At 69.1% G+C, this 13,729-nt stretch carries 12 protein-coding genes; 4 read left to right on the plus strand and 8 right to left on the minus strand.

All coding sequences use genetic code 11. The features are described 5' to 3' along the window. Window positions 1-82 precede the first annotated feature (82 nt). From BDO18943_RS30830 to BDO18943_RS30840, 3 genes are all read right to left on the minus strand, one after another. Window positions 83-856 (minus strand): class II aldolase/adducin family protein, encoded by a 774-nt coding sequence (locus BDO18943_RS30830; protein ID WP_175025247.1) that lies wholly within the window; start codon window positions 854-856, stop codon window positions 83-85. 234 nt (window positions 857-1,090) lie between these two features. Next, on the minus strand, window positions 1,091-2,713 hold the full coding sequence (locus tag BDO18943_RS30835) for a phospholipase D family protein (RefSeq protein ID WP_175025248.1): 1,623 nt from the start codon (window positions 2,711-2,713) through the stop codon (window positions 1,091-1,093). Window positions 2,714-2,968: 255 nt separating this feature from the next. After that, window positions 2,969-3,685, minus strand: a complete 717-nt coding sequence (locus tag BDO18943_RS30840) for a FadR/GntR family transcriptional regulator (protein WP_175025249.1) — start codon at window positions 3,683-3,685, stop codon at window positions 2,969-2,971. A 134-nt stretch (window positions 3,686-3,819) separates the two neighbouring features. On the opposite strand from BDO18943_RS30840, the gene BDO18943_RS30845 reads away from it, so the two are divergent. Genes BDO18943_RS30845 through BDO18943_RS30860 form a run of 4 tightly spaced genes read left to right on the plus strand, consistent with a single transcriptional unit; the run spans window position 3,820 to window position 8,574 of the window. Then, entirely contained in the window at window positions 3,820-4,620 is an 801-nt protein-coding gene (locus BDO18943_RS30845) for a (Fe-S)-binding protein (RefSeq protein WP_175025250.1), read from the plus strand. Then, complete coding sequence (locus BDO18943_RS30850; protein ID WP_175025251.1) at window positions 4,617-5,348, plus strand: LutC/YkgG family protein; 732 nt, start codon at window positions 4,617-4,619, stop codon at window positions 5,346-5,348. Before BDO18943_RS30845 ends, BDO18943_RS30850 begins: the two co-directional genes overlap by 4 nt. Further along, window positions 5,345-6,790: a LutB/LldF family L-lactate oxidation iron-sulfur protein gene (locus BDO18943_RS30855; RefSeq protein WP_175025252.1), complete on the plus strand. Its 1,446-nt coding sequence runs from the start codon at window positions 5,345-5,347 to the stop codon at window positions 6,788-6,790. The genes BDO18943_RS30850 and BDO18943_RS30855 overlap by 4 nt, the downstream gene beginning before the upstream one ends. A gap of 59 nt (window positions 6,791-6,849) precedes the next feature. Then, on the plus strand, window positions 6,850-8,574 hold the full coding sequence (locus BDO18943_RS30860) for a lactate permease LctP family transporter (protein WP_175025253.1): 1,725 nt from the start codon (window positions 6,850-6,852) through the stop codon (window positions 8,572-8,574). Between the two features lie 99 nt (window positions 8,575-8,673). On the opposite strand, the gene loiP is transcribed toward BDO18943_RS30860, so the two are convergent. The 5 genes from loiP to BDO18943_RS30885 all read right to left on the minus strand — a co-directional run bounded on the left by loiP (window position 8,674) and on the right by BDO18943_RS30885 (window position 13,068). Next, on the minus strand, window positions 8,674-9,435 hold the full coding sequence (loiP, locus tag BDO18943_RS30865) for a metalloprotease LoiP (RefSeq protein WP_175025254.1): 762 nt from the start codon (window positions 9,433-9,435) through the stop codon (window positions 8,674-8,676). Between the two features lie 195 nt (window positions 9,436-9,630). Continuing rightward, the gene (locus BDO18943_RS30870) at window positions 9,631-10,413 is read right to left on the minus strand and encodes a glycosyltransferase family 2 protein (protein ID WP_175025255.1); all 783 of its coding nucleotides are present in this window, start codon (window positions 10,411-10,413) and stop codon (window positions 9,631-9,633) included. Between the two features lie 125 nt (window positions 10,414-10,538). Further along, a complete protein-coding gene (locus tag BDO18943_RS30875) occupies window positions 10,539-11,894 on the minus strand; it encodes a chorismate transformation enzyme, FkbO/Hyg5 family (protein WP_175025256.1) in 1,356 nt (451 codons plus the stop codon). Between the two features lie 86 nt (window positions 11,895-11,980). Beyond that, complete coding sequence (fabG, locus tag BDO18943_RS30880) at window positions 11,981-12,697, minus strand: 3-oxoacyl-ACP reductase FabG (RefSeq protein WP_175025257.1); 717 nt, start codon at window positions 12,695-12,697, stop codon at window positions 11,981-11,983. A gap of 110 nt (window positions 12,698-12,807) precedes the next feature. Then, window positions 12,808-13,068 carry a phosphopantetheine-binding protein gene (locus BDO18943_RS30885; protein ID WP_175025258.1) on the minus strand — a complete coding sequence of 87 codons (261 nt, stop codon included), beginning with the start codon at window positions 13,066-13,068 and terminating at the stop codon, window positions 12,808-12,810. Between the last annotated feature and the right edge of the window lie 661 nt (window positions 13,069-13,729).

Here is a 13,729-nt window from a genome sequence, read left to right on the forward strand (position 1 = left end):
CCCGGCCGCGTTTTTTTTGCGCGCGCCGCCGGATCCGGTTCACGCCGTATCAAGCATGACGAAGCGATCTCGCCGCTTCGCGTCACGCGCGATAGCCGGGATCGATGCGATCGACGATACGCTGCAGCGCATCGAACGCGTCCTGCCCCGCGCCATGCTTCGGATCGAAATTCAGCGAATCGCGCACGCACCCTTCGAGCACGGGCGGCGCGATCGACAGCGCATCGCCGATCGCATGCGTGGCGACCTGCACCTCGCACGCGCGATTGAGCAGCCACATCAGCGAGAACGTCTGCGCGAGCGTCGCGCCGATCGTCACGGGTCCATGATTGCGCAACAGCAGCACGGGCCGGCCGCCGGCGCTCTCGACGATGCGCCGCCCCTCTTCGAGATGCACGGTGATGCCCTCGAAGTCGTGATACGCGATCTTCCCGTACAGCTGCGCCGAATAGAAATTCGAGAACGACAGCCCGTCGCGCGAACAGCACACGGCCATCGTCGGCGTCGTGTGCACGTGCATCACGCAGTGCGCGTCGGGCAGCGTCGCATGGATCGCGCTGTGGAACGTGAAGCCGGCCGGGTTGATCGGCCAGTCGGAATGACCGATCACGTTGCCGTCGATGTCGATCTTTACGAGGTTCGACGCGCACACCTCGCGGTAATGGAGCCCGAACGGGTTGATCAGGAAATGTCCATCCTCGCCCGGCACGCGCAGCGAGATATGGTTGTAGATCAGCTCGGTCCAGCCGAGATGGTCGAAGATGCGGTAGGCCGCCGCGAGCTGCACGCGCGCCTGCCATTCGGCTTCGGAGAAACGCGCGGGACGCGTGAACGGCTGGTTCGGGACACGTTGCATGGGGGAGGCTCCGGTTGCGGGCGCATGGCGCGGCTGTGCGGCCGTGCGCCCCGTCTCCTGGCGCCGCGCAGGATCAAATCGCGGCCCGGTTCGTCTGGCCGCCTTGCCCCTTGAATGCGGCTGCCGGCGGCATCTTCACGATGCAACGATAGTTGCGCGCACAACCATATCACCTTTCCCCGCGCACCGGTATCGCGGGTTTTGCCGGAGCGCCCTGCCCGCTTCCGCCCCCTTTTACAGCTGGTCGTCGACCGGCAACAGCATGAACACGCCGGTCATCAGGTTGCGCAGCAGCCCCGCATGCGGATCGACGTGGTACGTGCTCGGCACGCCGTCGTCGACGCCGGTCCATTCCAGTTCGGGCGTGCCGCCGCCCGGCGGCGTCACGAGGCTCACGCGGTAGCTGTCGTCGGGCTGCGTCACGCGCGCGAAGATCGTCGCGACCTGCTGCGCGAGCGCCGGGCTGTGGATCACCAGCGCAAGCTCGGTATTCAGGTTCACCGAGCGCGGATCGAGGTTCATCGAGCCGATCACGAGGATCTTCCGGTCGATCACGTACGCCTTCGCGTGCAGGCTCGCGCGCGAACGCGAGCCGAACAGCCGCGCCCGCCGCCGGCCCGGCTCCGCCTTGAACTCGTACAGCTCGACGCCGTGCTGCAGCAGCGGCACGCGGTACGGCCCGTAGCCGGCCTGCACGGCCACCGCGTCGGTCGCAGCGAGCGAATTCGTCAGGATCGCGACCCGCACGCCGCGCGCGGTCGTCTCGCCGAGGATCTTCACGCCCGCGTCGTGCGGCACGAAGTACGGCGAGAACGCGAGGAATTCCTGCTGCGCGTGGCGCGTCAGCTCGACGAGCCGCTGCATCGGCGGGCTCACGTAGCCGGTCGGCTGCGCGACCTTGTCCGGCGCGTCGACCTTGAATTCGGCCGGCGCCCACACGAGCCCGAGCTCGTCGCGTGCAATCTGCTGCGCGAGCGGCGTCGCGTTCAGCGGCTTCGCGTTGTACGGCTCGGCGTTCTTGCGCCAGTGGGCGCGCAGCTCGTCGCGCATCGCGTCGAGGTCCTTCGCGTCGAACGACTGGTGGTTCAGCTCGCGCAGCGGATAGCTGCTGCCACTCGCCCAGTAGGTGTCGAAGCTTCCCGAGACGTCGTTCGTCACGGGGCCCGCGGCGAGCACGTCGAGATCGCGGAACTGCAGCGTCGGGCTCGCGCTGAAGTATTCGTCGCCGAGATTGCGCCCGCCGACGATCGCGATCTGGTTGTCCGCGATCATCGCCTTGTTGTGCATCCGGCGCGTGAAGCTGTCGATCCGCGTGAAGAAGTTGGTCGTGCGCTCGACCATCCCGTGCTGCGATGCGCCGAACGGGTTGAACACGCGGATCTCGATGTTCGGGTGCGTGTTCAGCGCGGCCATCACGCGATCGATATCGCGGAAGTTCAGGTCGTCGACCAGCATCCGCACGCGCACGCCGCGATCGGCCGCGTACAGCGCCGCGCCGAGCAGCAGCTTGCCGGTCGTATCCTCGGTCGCGATGTAGTACTGCATGTCGAGCGTCTTCGTCGCCGCCCGCGCGAGTGCGATGCGCATCTGCAGCGCCGACGCGCCGTCGGCCAGCAGCCGGAAGCCCGACTGGCCCGGATGCGCGGCTTCGGGTGCGGCGAGCGCGTCGTGCAGCGGCGTCGCGGTGTCGGGCGACAGCGCACGAGACACGGGGCGATCGAGCGCGGTGGCGGGCGGATGGGTCGCACAGGCCGCGACGAGCGACAGCAGTGCGCAGGCGGCGAGCGCGCGGGCCGGGCGGCACGCGGCACGCCACGACCGGGCGGCCGGCGCGTGCCGGATGAAAGACATGAGCACGGGGCTTCCTCGACAGGCGGATCAACGGGTCCGCATTCACCGCGGCGCGCGGCTGATGGGCGTTCCGGCCGATTCTAGTGGGCGGCCGACGACACGGTCAATCGCGCGGCGGCGGCCGGACAGGCTTGCGGCCGCCGCGTGGCGTCGCGCCACCGGGGCAACCGGCCGCGCGTTCGCCGCGGCCGTCACGCGCCGCCCCGCACGGTTCGCCCGCGCCCGCCCGGCGGCCTGCGCCGCGAAGCGGTCCAACCAATTTCAGCGCGCATCGCCGCTTTGTTCGAAGTGGCTGCGCACGTAGTCGATATGCGTCTGCATCGCGGTGCGCGCCTCCTCGGGCCGCTGCGCGCAGATCGCGTCGCACACGACGCGGTGCTGCCGCAGCAGCAGATCCGACGCATATTCGTCCTGCTCGGTCATCCCCGACACGTTGATCGAGATGTGTTCGCGCAGCATCCCGAGCACGCTCGTATGCAGGTGCAGGAACATCGTGTTGTGCGACGCGAGCGCGATCGCCTCGTGCAGCTTCGAATCGGTCGCGGCCTCCACGGCCCGGTCGTTGTGCGCGTGCGCGGTTTCGAGCTCGCGCAGCAGCGCACGGATCCGGCGCCGGTCGCTCGCGTCGGCGCGCAGCGCGGCGAAATACGCGGTCGCGCCTTCGAGCACGCGGCGGAATTCGAGGATGTCGTCGCGCAGCGCGGGGTGATCGGCGACCAGCTGGCCCCACGGCGACGCGATACCGGCCCGCAACTGGTCCGTCACGTAGACGCCCGCGCCGCGCCGGCTCTGCAGCAGCCCGCGCGCGACGAGCCGCTGGGTCGCCTCGCGCACCGTATTGCGCGCCACCCCGTACTGCTGCGCGAGCACGCGCTCGGCCGGCAGGCGTGCGCCGGCCGGCCAGGTGCCGTCGAGCAGCGCCGTCTCGATCTTGCGCATCACCACTTCGGTCCGGCCCCGTGCCGTCATCGCTGCCATCGTCGTGTCCCCCTGCGGAATGCCTGCCACGCCGATTGGCCCAACCAATTTGAGCTACGGCGCCGTCGCGGGAATTATGCAGCGAAATCGTCGTCCCGCATCCGCATGCCGGGCCGTCGCCTCTGGAGCGAGACATGAACGAAAGGCAGTACCCCGCCGCCGCCCCCGCGCACGTCTATCTGTTCGCGACCTGTCTGGTCGACCTGTTCGTCCCCGAAGCCGGGCTCGACGCGGTCCGCCTGCTGGAACGCGAAGGCCTGACCGTCCACTATCCCCGCGGCCAGAGCTGCTGCGGGCAGCCGGCCTACAGCAGCGGCAATCCCGACGAAGCGCGCCGCGTCGCGGCTGCGCAGCTCGACCTGTTCGCCGAACCGTGGCCCGTGATCGTGCCGTCCGGCTCGTGCGGCGGGATGATCCGGCACCATTGGCCGGCGCTGTTCGCCGACGATCCCGTCCACGGCCCGAAGGCCCGCGCGATCGCGGAACGGACCTACGAACTCGCCGAATTCCTCGTCCATATGCTCGACGTGCGGCTCGATGCCCTCGCCGCGCCGGCCGGCGCCGACGAGCGCGTGGTGCTGCATACGTCGTGCGCAGCCCGCCGCGAGATGGGCACACGCGTGCACGGCGTCGCGCTCGTCGACGCGCTGCCGGGCGTGACGCGCATCGAACACGAACGCGAATCCGAATGCTGCGGCTTCGGCGGCACGTTCTCGCTGAAGCATCCCGACATCTCCGGCGCGATGGTGCGCGACAAGGTCGCGTCGGCCTGCGCGACGGGCTGCGACCGGATCGTGTCCGCCGACTGCGGCTGCCTGCTGAACATCGGCCACGCGGCCGACCAGTCCGGCGCGCCGCTGCCGGTCGAGCACCTCGCCAGTTTCCTGTGGCGCCGCACGGCCGGCGCCGCGTCGCTGCGCGGAGACAAGCGATGAGCGCGCGCGACGCAATCCTCAGGCGGCTGCGCGCCGCCGCCCCGGGTGTCGCCGCCGAGGCCGCCCCCGCGCTCGACGCGCGCATCGACACGCACTACGACACGTGCCGCGCGCAGACCGAGACCGCTCTCGATCCGCACACACTGGCCCACACGATGCAGGCCGCGCTCGCCGCGTCGCACGCGGACGTCTGGTGCGCAACCGCAGACGAATGGCCCGCGCAACTCGCGGCGCGCCTCGCTGAAGCCGGCGTACACCGCCTGCTGCTCGATCCGGCCCGCGCCGAATCCGCGGCGCTCGCCCGCGCGCTGCCCGGCACGGTCGCGCCCGTGCCGTTCGACCGGCCGATCGACGCGTGGAAAACCGAACTGTTCGACACGATCGATGCAGGCTTCACCGTGGCGCGCTCGGGCATCGCGGCCACCGGCACCGTCGTGCTCGCGCCCGACACCGGCACGCCGCGCACGGTGTCGCTGGTGCCGCCGCTGCATGTCGCGCTCGTCCACGCGAGCACGCTGCATCCCGACCTGCACGCGGCCGTGCACGCGGAGCGCTGGCACGCCGGCATGCCGACCAACCTCGTGCTGGTGTCGGGCCCGTCGAAGACGTCCGACATCCAGCAGACGCTGGCCTATGGCGCGCACGGCCCGCGCCGCCTGTGGGTCGTGATCGTCACCGATTCTGCCGCCCCGCCCGCCGCCACCGCCCGCGAGGACCTCCCGCAATGAGCGACCACACGCTGCAATTCGTCGCCCCCGGCGACTTCAAGGCCCGCGCGCGCGCCGCGCTCGACGACCCCGCGCTGCGCAAGAGCTTCCGCGGCGCGATGGACTTCCTCCAAGGCAAGCGCGCGACCCAGTTCCCCGACGACGCCGAGCTGCAGCAACTGCGCGACCTCGGCGAAGCGGTGCGGCAGCATGCGCTCGCGCAACTGCCCGCGCTGCTCGAACGGCTGGAGACGAAGCTCACCGAAGCCGGCGTGCACGTGCACTGGGCCGAGACGGCCGCCGACGCGAACGCGATCGTGCTCGGCATCGCGCAGGCGAAGAAGGCGCGCCGCGTGATCAAGGGCAAGTCGATGGCGAGCGAGGAAATCGAGCTGAACCATTACCTCGCGGAGCACGGCGTCGACTGCATCGAATCCGACATGGGCGAATTCATCGTGCAGCTCGCGGGCGAGAAGCCGTCGCATATCGTGATGCCGGCGATCCACAAGACGCGCAGCGACATCGCCGAGCTGTTCGAGGCACACATCCCCGGCACGCGCTACACGGAGGACGTCGACGAGTTGATCCAGACCGGCCGGCGCGCGCTGCGCCGCGCGTTCGCCGATGCGGACATCGGTCTGTCGGGCGTGAACTTCGCGGCGGCCGACACCGGCACGCTATGGCTCGTCGAAAACGAAGGCAACGGCCGCCTGTCGACGACGGTACCCGACACGCACGTCGCGATCATGGGGATCGAGAAGGTCGTCGAGAAACTCGAGCACATCGTGCCGCTGTCGAGCCTGCTCACGCGCTCGGCCACCGGCCAGGCGATCACGACCTACTTCAACCTGATCTCGGGCCCACGCCGCGACGGCGAACGCGACGGCCCGCGCGAGTTGCATCTCGTGCTGCTCGACAACGGCCGCACGCAGGCCTACGCGGACGAGCAGCTGCGCGCGACGCTGCAGTGCATCCGCTGCGGCGCGTGCATGAACCACTGCCCCGTCTACACGCGCATCGGCGGCCACGCCTACGGGACGACCTATCCCGGCCCGATCGGCAAGATCATCTCGCCGCACCTGCTCGGCCTCGACGCAACGGCCGACCTGCCGACCGCGTCGACGCTGTGCGGCGCATGCGGCGAAGTGTGCCCGGTGCGGATCCCGATCCCGCAACTGCTCGTGCGGCTGCGTACCGAGGCAAACCGCAAGCCCGACGAACCCGTCGCGCATCCGCTGCGCGGCCAGGGCGCGAACTACAACCGCGCGGAAGACCTCGTGTGGCGCTTCTGGTCGGGCGCGTTCGCGCATCCGCGCGCGTACCGCGCGTTCCGCTGGACCGCGACGCGCCTGCGCGCGCTGACGCCCGCGAAACAGATGGGCTGGACGCAGCACCGCACGCCGCTCGAACCGGCACCGCGCAGCCTGTCCGATCTGCTGCGCGCACGCGGACAGCCCGAATAGCGCCCCCGCTTTACCCGCCCGTACCCATAGAGATACAGATACAAATGGAGGAGACACCCATGCAGGTTTGGCACCAGATCTATACGCCGCTCGGCAGCCTCGGGCTGTCGGCGCTCGTCGCCGCAATCCCGATCATCTTCTTTTTCGTCGCGCTGGCCGCGCTGCGGCTCAAGGGCCACATCGCCGCGGCGATCACGCTGCTGCTGTCGCTCGGCGTCGCGATCCTCGCGTACGGCATGCCCGTGCCACAGGCGCTCGCGGCGGCCGGCTTCGGCTTCGCGTACGGCCTGTGGCCGATCGCGTGGATCATCGTCGCGGCCGTGTTCCTGTACAAGATCGTCGTGAAGACCGGCCAGTTCGACATCATTCGCGCATCCGTGCTGTCGATCACCGACGACCAGCGCCTGCAGATGCTGCTGATCGGCTTCTCATTCGGCGCATTCCTCGAAGGCGCGGCCGGTTTCGGTGCGCCCGTCGCGATCACGGCCGCGCTGCTCGTCGGCCTCGGCTTCAAGCCGCTGCACGCGGCAGGACTGTGTCTCATTGCAAACACTGCGCCGGTCGCGTTCGGCGCGATGGGCATCCCGATCATCGTCGCCGGGCAGGTGACGGGTATCGATCCGCTCCATATCGGCGCAATGGCCGGCCGCCAGCTGCCGCTGCTGTCGCTTGCGGTGCCGTTCTGGCTCGTGTTCATGATGGACGGGCTGCGCGGCGTGCGGCAGACGTGGCCGGCCGCGCTCGTCGCGGGCGGCAGCTTCGCGGTGACGCAATACTTCACGTCGAACCACATCGGGCCCGAGCTGCCGGACATCACGTCGTCGCTCGTCAGCCTCGTCGCGCTCGCCGCGTTCCTGAAGGTCTGGCAGCCGCGCACCGCGAAGCAGCCGGCCGGCGGCCTCGTCGCGTCGGGTGGCGGCGCCGCGCTCGCGGGCTTCGGCGGCGCGGGCACGCGCAACGGCTCCGGCACGCGCAACGGCTCCGGCACGAGCCGGCAGACCTCCCCGTACACGCTCGCGCAGACCGTGCGCGCGTGGTCGCCGTTCCTGATCCTGACGGCCGTCGTCACCGTATGGAGCATCGCGCCGTTCAAGGCGCTGTTCGCCGCGCACGGCGCGCTCGCGTCGACCGTGCTGAAATTCCATGTCGCAGGGCTCGACCAGCTCGTCGTGAAGACCGCGCCGATCGCGGCGACGCCGAAGGCGCTCGAGGCGGTGCTGAAGATCGATCTCGTGTCGGCGGTGGGCAGCGCGATCCTCGTGACCGCGCTGATCTCGATGGCGCTGCTGCGGATGAAGCCGCGCGACGCGCTCGTCACGTTCGGCGAGACGCTGAAGGAGCTGACGCGCCCGATCCTGTCGATCGGCCTCGTGCTCGCATTCGCATTCGTCGCGAACTATTCGGGGATGTCGTCGACGCTCGCGCTGATGCTGACCGCGACCGGCGCCGCGTTCCCGTTCTTCTCGCCGTTCCTCGGCTGGCTCGGCGTGTTCCTGACGGGCTCGGATACGTCGTCGAATGCGCTGTTCTGCTCGCTGCAGCAGGCCACGGCCCATCAGCTCGGCGTACCCGAGACGCTCGCGGTGGCCGCGAACACGACGGGCGGCGTGACCGCGAAGATGATCTCGCCGCAGTCGATCGCGGTCGCCTGCGCGGCGACGGGCCTCGTCGGCAAGGAGTCGGAGCTGTTCCGCTTCACAGTGCGGCACAGCCTGCTGTTCGCGGTGATCGTCGGGTTGATCACGCTCACGCAGGCGTACCTGCTGCCGGGCATGGTGCCGTAAGCGGCGCACGCCCCAAAACAAAACCCCACGCCGGGAAAAGCGTGGGGTTTTTCATTTCGCCGCTGGATCGCCCGCTTCGGCAGGCGACCCGTTGCGCGATCAGCTGCCCTTCGCGATGCGATCCTCGATGTGCTGCGCGCGGCTCGCCGACGACGGGTGCGAATCCATCATCGAGCTCTTGCCGCCGTCCAGCTTCGCGAGCTTCTGGAACGACGTGACCAGACCCTTCTGGTTCATGCCCTTCTGCTTGAGCAGGTCGAACGAGTAGTCGTCGGCCGCGCTTTCCTGCGACTGCGAGAACTGCGCGTTGATGAACTTCTCGGTGATGTCGCCGAGCTGCGAGCTCGTCAGCGCCGCCACGCCCGGCGAAGCCGCGCCGGCCGCGGTGCGCGCCGCGCTGACCGCGTAGGCCGTCTGCATCGCCTTCTTCGAGTGGCCGAGGGCGACGTGGCCCATTTCATGGCCGATCACGCCACGCAGCTCGTCGTCGGTCATCAAGTCCATCAGGCCGCTGTACACGCGCACGCAGCCGTTGCCCATCGCCCACGCGTTGATGTCCTTGGTCATGTAGACCTTGTAGTTGATCTTCTGGTTGTTCAGCGTCATGTTGCCGAAGCCCTTCATCACATTCGTCAGGCGCTTCGAGTACGCGCTGTTCGCCGGCGCGACCTTCGATTCGGCATCGCTCGCCTTGCACGAGTCGTTCGACAGTGCGGCGATGTCGGCATCCGACAGCGTCGCTGCCTTGTACAGGCTCGTCCCCGCCGACGTCAGGCTGTTCGCGTCAAGGCTCTGAATCCCGCCACACGCGCTCAACAGAAACGCCACGCCACACGCTGCCACCGCTTTCTTGAGTTGCATCCCGGATCCCTCGATAGTTGTATTTGGGAGCGGCGATTTTGCATAATCCGGCAGAAAATTACCAGATGTTTACATCCGATGACACGTTCATTACTCATCGGACTGGAACGAAGCAGCGTTCCGGCGCGGAATTGACAACTAAAAACGGTGCAATCGCCGCGCCCGGGCGACGATCGGCATGGAAACCGGGGCTTTTCAGGCCGTCTGGTCGCGGCGACGCATCAGCCGCCGCGCCACCAGCATCGGCAGCCGCACCACGAAGCCGGTGAACAGGCGCAGGTGCATCCATGCGAGCAGCGCGTTGTCGCGGCCGTAATGGAAATGCGAGACGCCGCCCTCGTGCCGGCCGAAATAGCGCACCGGCGCGTCGATGCGAATCGGCCGCACGCCGGCCCAGCACAGCCGCACGGCCGCCTCGGGATCGAAGTCGAAGCCGCGCATCCACGGCTGGCGGCGCATGATCGCGGCAAGCGGCGCGACCGGATACACGCGAAACCCGTACAGCGAATCGCCGATCCCGGCCCACAGCGTCTCGAGGTCGGCCCATGCGTTCGACAGCCGGCGCCCCTGCACACGCAACTGCGGCGCGCTCGCGTCGAACTTCGGCACGCCCAGCACCATCGCGTCGGGCGCGGCCTGCGACGCGGTCATGAACGCGGGAATCAGGTCGGCCGGATGCTGGCCGTCGGAATCCATCGTCAACACATGCGTGAAGCCGCTCGCGGCCGCCGCGTCGAGCCCGGCCAGCACCGCGGCGCCCTTGCCGCGGTTCTCGGGCAGCACGATCACGCGCAGCCCCGGGTCGCGCTCGGCCATGGCCTGCAGCCGTTCGGCGCTGCCGTCGGTGCTGCCGTCGACGACGACCCACACCGGATTCCACTGCGCGCGGGCATTGCGCACGGTCGTGTCGACCTTGGCGCCCGGGTTGTAGCTCGGAATCAGGACGAGATGGGTGGACGAGGCGTGCAGCTTGGACATGGAAACGGCCGATTGCGAAGACAGGGATCCTGACAAAAGTTTATGACTTGCCGGCGACCGTCGGCAGGCTTCGTCGACGTCGCCCGCGTGCGGGGCAGGTTGTTCGATCGTGAGGTTTTCTCGCTTCATGACAGCCACGCCTCCTCATGACCCGCGCTGGCCTCGATCTCGACCAGCAGGTCGTCGCGGCACACGTCCGCATGGACAATCAGCGGCCGTACACCGGGGCCGGCCGCCTCGCGCAGCACGCGCTCGATCGCGGCCAGCGCCGCGGCATCGCCGGCGTCGCGCACGTAGACGCGATAGCTCAGGTCGGCGAGCGAGAACGGGCCGTGCCCCTGGCGCGCGGCCTGCTCGAGCACGGCTGCGAGGTTCGCGACCGTCTCGCGCGTTTGCGCGACGACATCGCCGTGATGCACGGTGCGGTGCCCGACGATGCTCGCGGTGCCCGACACGAACAGCACCGGCGCGGCGTCGCCCTCCGTCCATGCGGCGGCGCGCGCGAACGTCGGCGCACGCGGGCCGTACTGTGCCGGATAGTGATATGCGCTGACCTGGCGCGGGTTCTCGACCGGATCGGCCGGCGTGCGGCTCGCGAGGAAATGGATCGCAAGCGGCGCGGCCGGCGATGCGTCACCCGCGACCGGCACGACCGAACCGAGCGCACATGCGGCCGGCACGCCGCCCGTCAGCGCGCGGCGGCACGCGTCGAACGCGTGCTGGCGGCCGATATTGAACTGACGATAGCGCTCGATCCCGAACTGCACCGCGTTGATCGCCGGCACGGTATTCCAGATGCGCAGCGGATGCGGCATGCCGAGCGAATCGAGCACGTCGAACAGCGCACGGTACGCAGCATGCGTCGCGCGTTCGAGCGGCGTGCCGCCTTCGTGCGTTTCGTGCGTTTCGTGCGTTTCGTGCGTTTCGTGCGTTTCGTGCGTTTCGTGCGTTTCGTGCGTTTCGTGCGTTCCGCTCGTCTCGTGCACGACGATGCTGCCGAACACGAGGCCCGCCGTTTCGCTGTAGCGATAGTGCAGCGCGCCGCGCCGTTCGCTGCGCAGGTCGCGCGCATCGCATTGCCAGATTTCGCAAACGGCGTCGTCCGGCGCGATGCCTGCGCCGAGCAGCGCCATCGGCACCGGCGCGACGGGCAGGTCGGGCACGACATCGGCCAGCAGCCGTGCCGCCGCGTCCGCGTTCGATTCGTCCTGCAGGCCGGCCGCACCAATACACACCGCACCCAATGCACCAGGAAACGCGCGGTCGAATCCGTCGCCATGGCTGCGCGCATCGTGCAGCAACGCGGCGAGCCGCGCATGGCTCATCCGGACGAGCCGCAGCGCGCGGTCGCCGTCGTGCGCGAGCGGCGCGCCCGATCGCGATGCGGCCGACCCGGCCGCCGTCTGCCCGCGCGCAACGGGCGCGGCGGCGGACGACAGGGAACACGGACGCCGTTCGGCGTCGACTGGATGCACGGACACTTCGATTTCCTCACTAGGCGGCGCAAGCCGCGCAACCTCGCGGCTGCGCCGCGTTGCGTTACGTCACGCCGACGCTGCGCGCTTCGTCAGGCCAGCCCGCCGTTGACGGACAGCACCTGCCCCGTCACATAGGCCGCGGCGTCGGACACCAGGTACGCGACCATCGCCGCGACTTCGTCGGGCCGCCCCGCGCGCTGCGCGGGCACGAGCTGTTTGATGCGTTCGGCGGGAAACGCCTGTTCGGCCATCGGCGATTCGATGATGCCGGGCGCCACCGCGTTCACGGTGATGCCGCGCGACGCGAGTTCCAGCGACAGCGACTTCGTCGCGCCGATCAGCCCCGCCTTCGCGGCCGCGTAATTGACCTGCCCGCGATTGCCGGTCACGCCGGCCACCGACGCGATGTTGACGATCCGGCCGCGCCGCGTGCGGATCATCGGCAACAGCAGCGGCTGCGTGACGTTGAAGAAGCCGTTGAGCGTCACGTCGATCACGCTGTGCCACTGCCGGTGCGACATGCCGGCCATCGGCGCATCGTCGTGAATGCCCGCGTTGTTGACGAGGATCTGCACCGGCGCATCGTCGATGAACGGCTTCAGCGCGGCGAGCGTTGCATCGGCGTCGGTCACGTCGAACGCGATTGCGTGCGCGGTGCCGCCGGCCGCGACGATCTGCTGCGCGATCGCCTCCGCCTGCGCGAGATGGCGGTTCGCGTGCACCCACACTTCATGGCCGGCCTGCGCGAGCGCCGTGCAGATTGCCTGCCCGAGCGCGCCGCTGCCGCCCGTCACGAGCGCCCGCATCGAATTGCTCCGTTCATCGCGTTCCACCTCGATCGACGCGGCCGCGTATCGTCTGCCGATTGCTGCCGCGTGCCGTCATCATCTGCGCGTCGCGCCCGTGCGCGACGCCGTCACTTCGTGCGGTGCGCGGCGACGTACGCAGCCAGTGCACCGAGCGCCGCAAAGATCTTCTGGTTGTCCGGATTGTCCGAACGCAGCTCGAAGCCGTATTTCTTCGAGATCAGCAGTGCGATTTCCAGGATGTCGATGGAATCGAGCCCGAAACCCTCGCCATACAGCGGGGTCTCGGCCGTCACTGTTTCGAGCGGGACGTCTTCGAGATTCAGTTCGCCGATGATCAGCGTGGCGAGCTCTTGTTCCAGTGCGTTCATCATGCGTGCGGGCAGGCGGCCCGTGGCAGCGGAAGGTGCCCGGAAACGGCAATCGCCATGCACGCCCGGCGCGTGCGAATCTCCGTCCCTCCGGCGTCTGCCGGCTTCCCCGCCTGCTTTATTTGGGGATCGTTTGTAAAAGTTACGCGGATTCTAGACGAACGGGTATCGGGCCGTATACCGCCAATGGTTACAGACTGGCGAGCCGGCGCCGCGGTCGGTCTCGGGACCCGAATGCACCAGACGCTTGAGCCGCTTTGGATGGAAATGGACCGACCCCGCGAAACCGTTCGTCCTGCGCCATACAATCGGTTACAAAACCCGTTCGCGCCCGCCCCGAACACGCGGTGCCGCGGCCCTAAAATGAGCGTGCCCGACCACCGGCCCGGACTCGCGTCCCGGCCGCCATTCATATGATGTTTGACGGCCCGACCACTGCGTCCGGCCACGATCTTCCCGATGTCGCCAGTCATGCCGCGCCCGTCCTTCCGCTCCGTTCCGGTTCGCCCGTCCGTCCGCTGCCGCCCGGCCGCCGGTGACGGGTACCCGCGCCGTGTGCGCGGAGACCGCCGATGAGCCGGCTGCTGCCCGTCGCGCGCGGCCTCGCCGCAGTCGGCGCCGTCGCGGCCTACCAGGCCGGCGCGCACTACGCGGCCGCGAC

This window comes from Burkholderia aenigmatica, from assembly GCF_902499175.1.
GTDB classification, from domain to species: domain Bacteria; phylum Pseudomonadota; class Gammaproteobacteria; order Burkholderiales; family Burkholderiaceae; genus Burkholderia; species Burkholderia aenigmatica.

What these genes read in the sequence shown, in the direction of transcription:
- BDO18943_RS30830 (WP_175025247.1), bottom strand. Translation starts at nt 856, where the DNA reads ATGCAACGTGTCCCGAACCAGCCGTTCACGCGTCCCGCGCGTTTCTCC.
- BDO18943_RS30840 (WP_175025249.1), bottom strand. Translation starts at nt 3,685, where the DNA reads ATGGCAGCGATGACGGCACGGGGCCGGACCGAAGTGGTGATGCGCAAG.
- BDO18943_RS30845 (WP_175025250.1), top strand. Translation starts at nt 3,820, where the DNA reads ATGAACGAAAGGCAGTACCCCGCCGCCGCCCCCGCGCACGTCTATCTG.
- BDO18943_RS30850 (WP_175025251.1), top strand. Translation starts at nt 4,617, where the DNA reads ATGAGCGCGCGCGACGCAATCCTCAGGCGGCTGCGCGCCGCCGCCCCG.
- BDO18943_RS30855 (WP_175025252.1), top strand. Translation starts at nt 5,345, where the DNA reads ATGAGCGACCACACGCTGCAATTCGTCGCCCCCGGCGACTTCAAGGCC.
- BDO18943_RS30860 (WP_175025253.1), top strand. Translation starts at nt 6,850, where the DNA reads ATGCAGGTTTGGCACCAGATCTATACGCCGCTCGGCAGCCTCGGGCTG.
- loiP (WP_175025254.1), bottom strand. Translation starts at nt 9,435, where the DNA reads ATGCAACTCAAGAAAGCGGTGGCAGCGTGTGGCGTGGCGTTTCTGTTG.
- BDO18943_RS30870 (WP_175025255.1), bottom strand. Translation starts at nt 10,413, where the DNA reads ATGTCCAAGCTGCACGCCTCGTCCACCCATCTCGTCCTGATTCCGAGC.
- fabG (WP_175025257.1), bottom strand. Translation starts at nt 12,697, where the DNA reads ATGCGGGCGCTCGTGACGGGCGGCAGCGGCGCGCTCGGGCAGGCAATC.
- BDO18943_RS30885 (WP_175025258.1), bottom strand. Translation starts at nt 13,068, where the DNA reads ATGAACGCACTGGAACAAGAGCTCGCCACGCTGATCATCGGCGAACTG.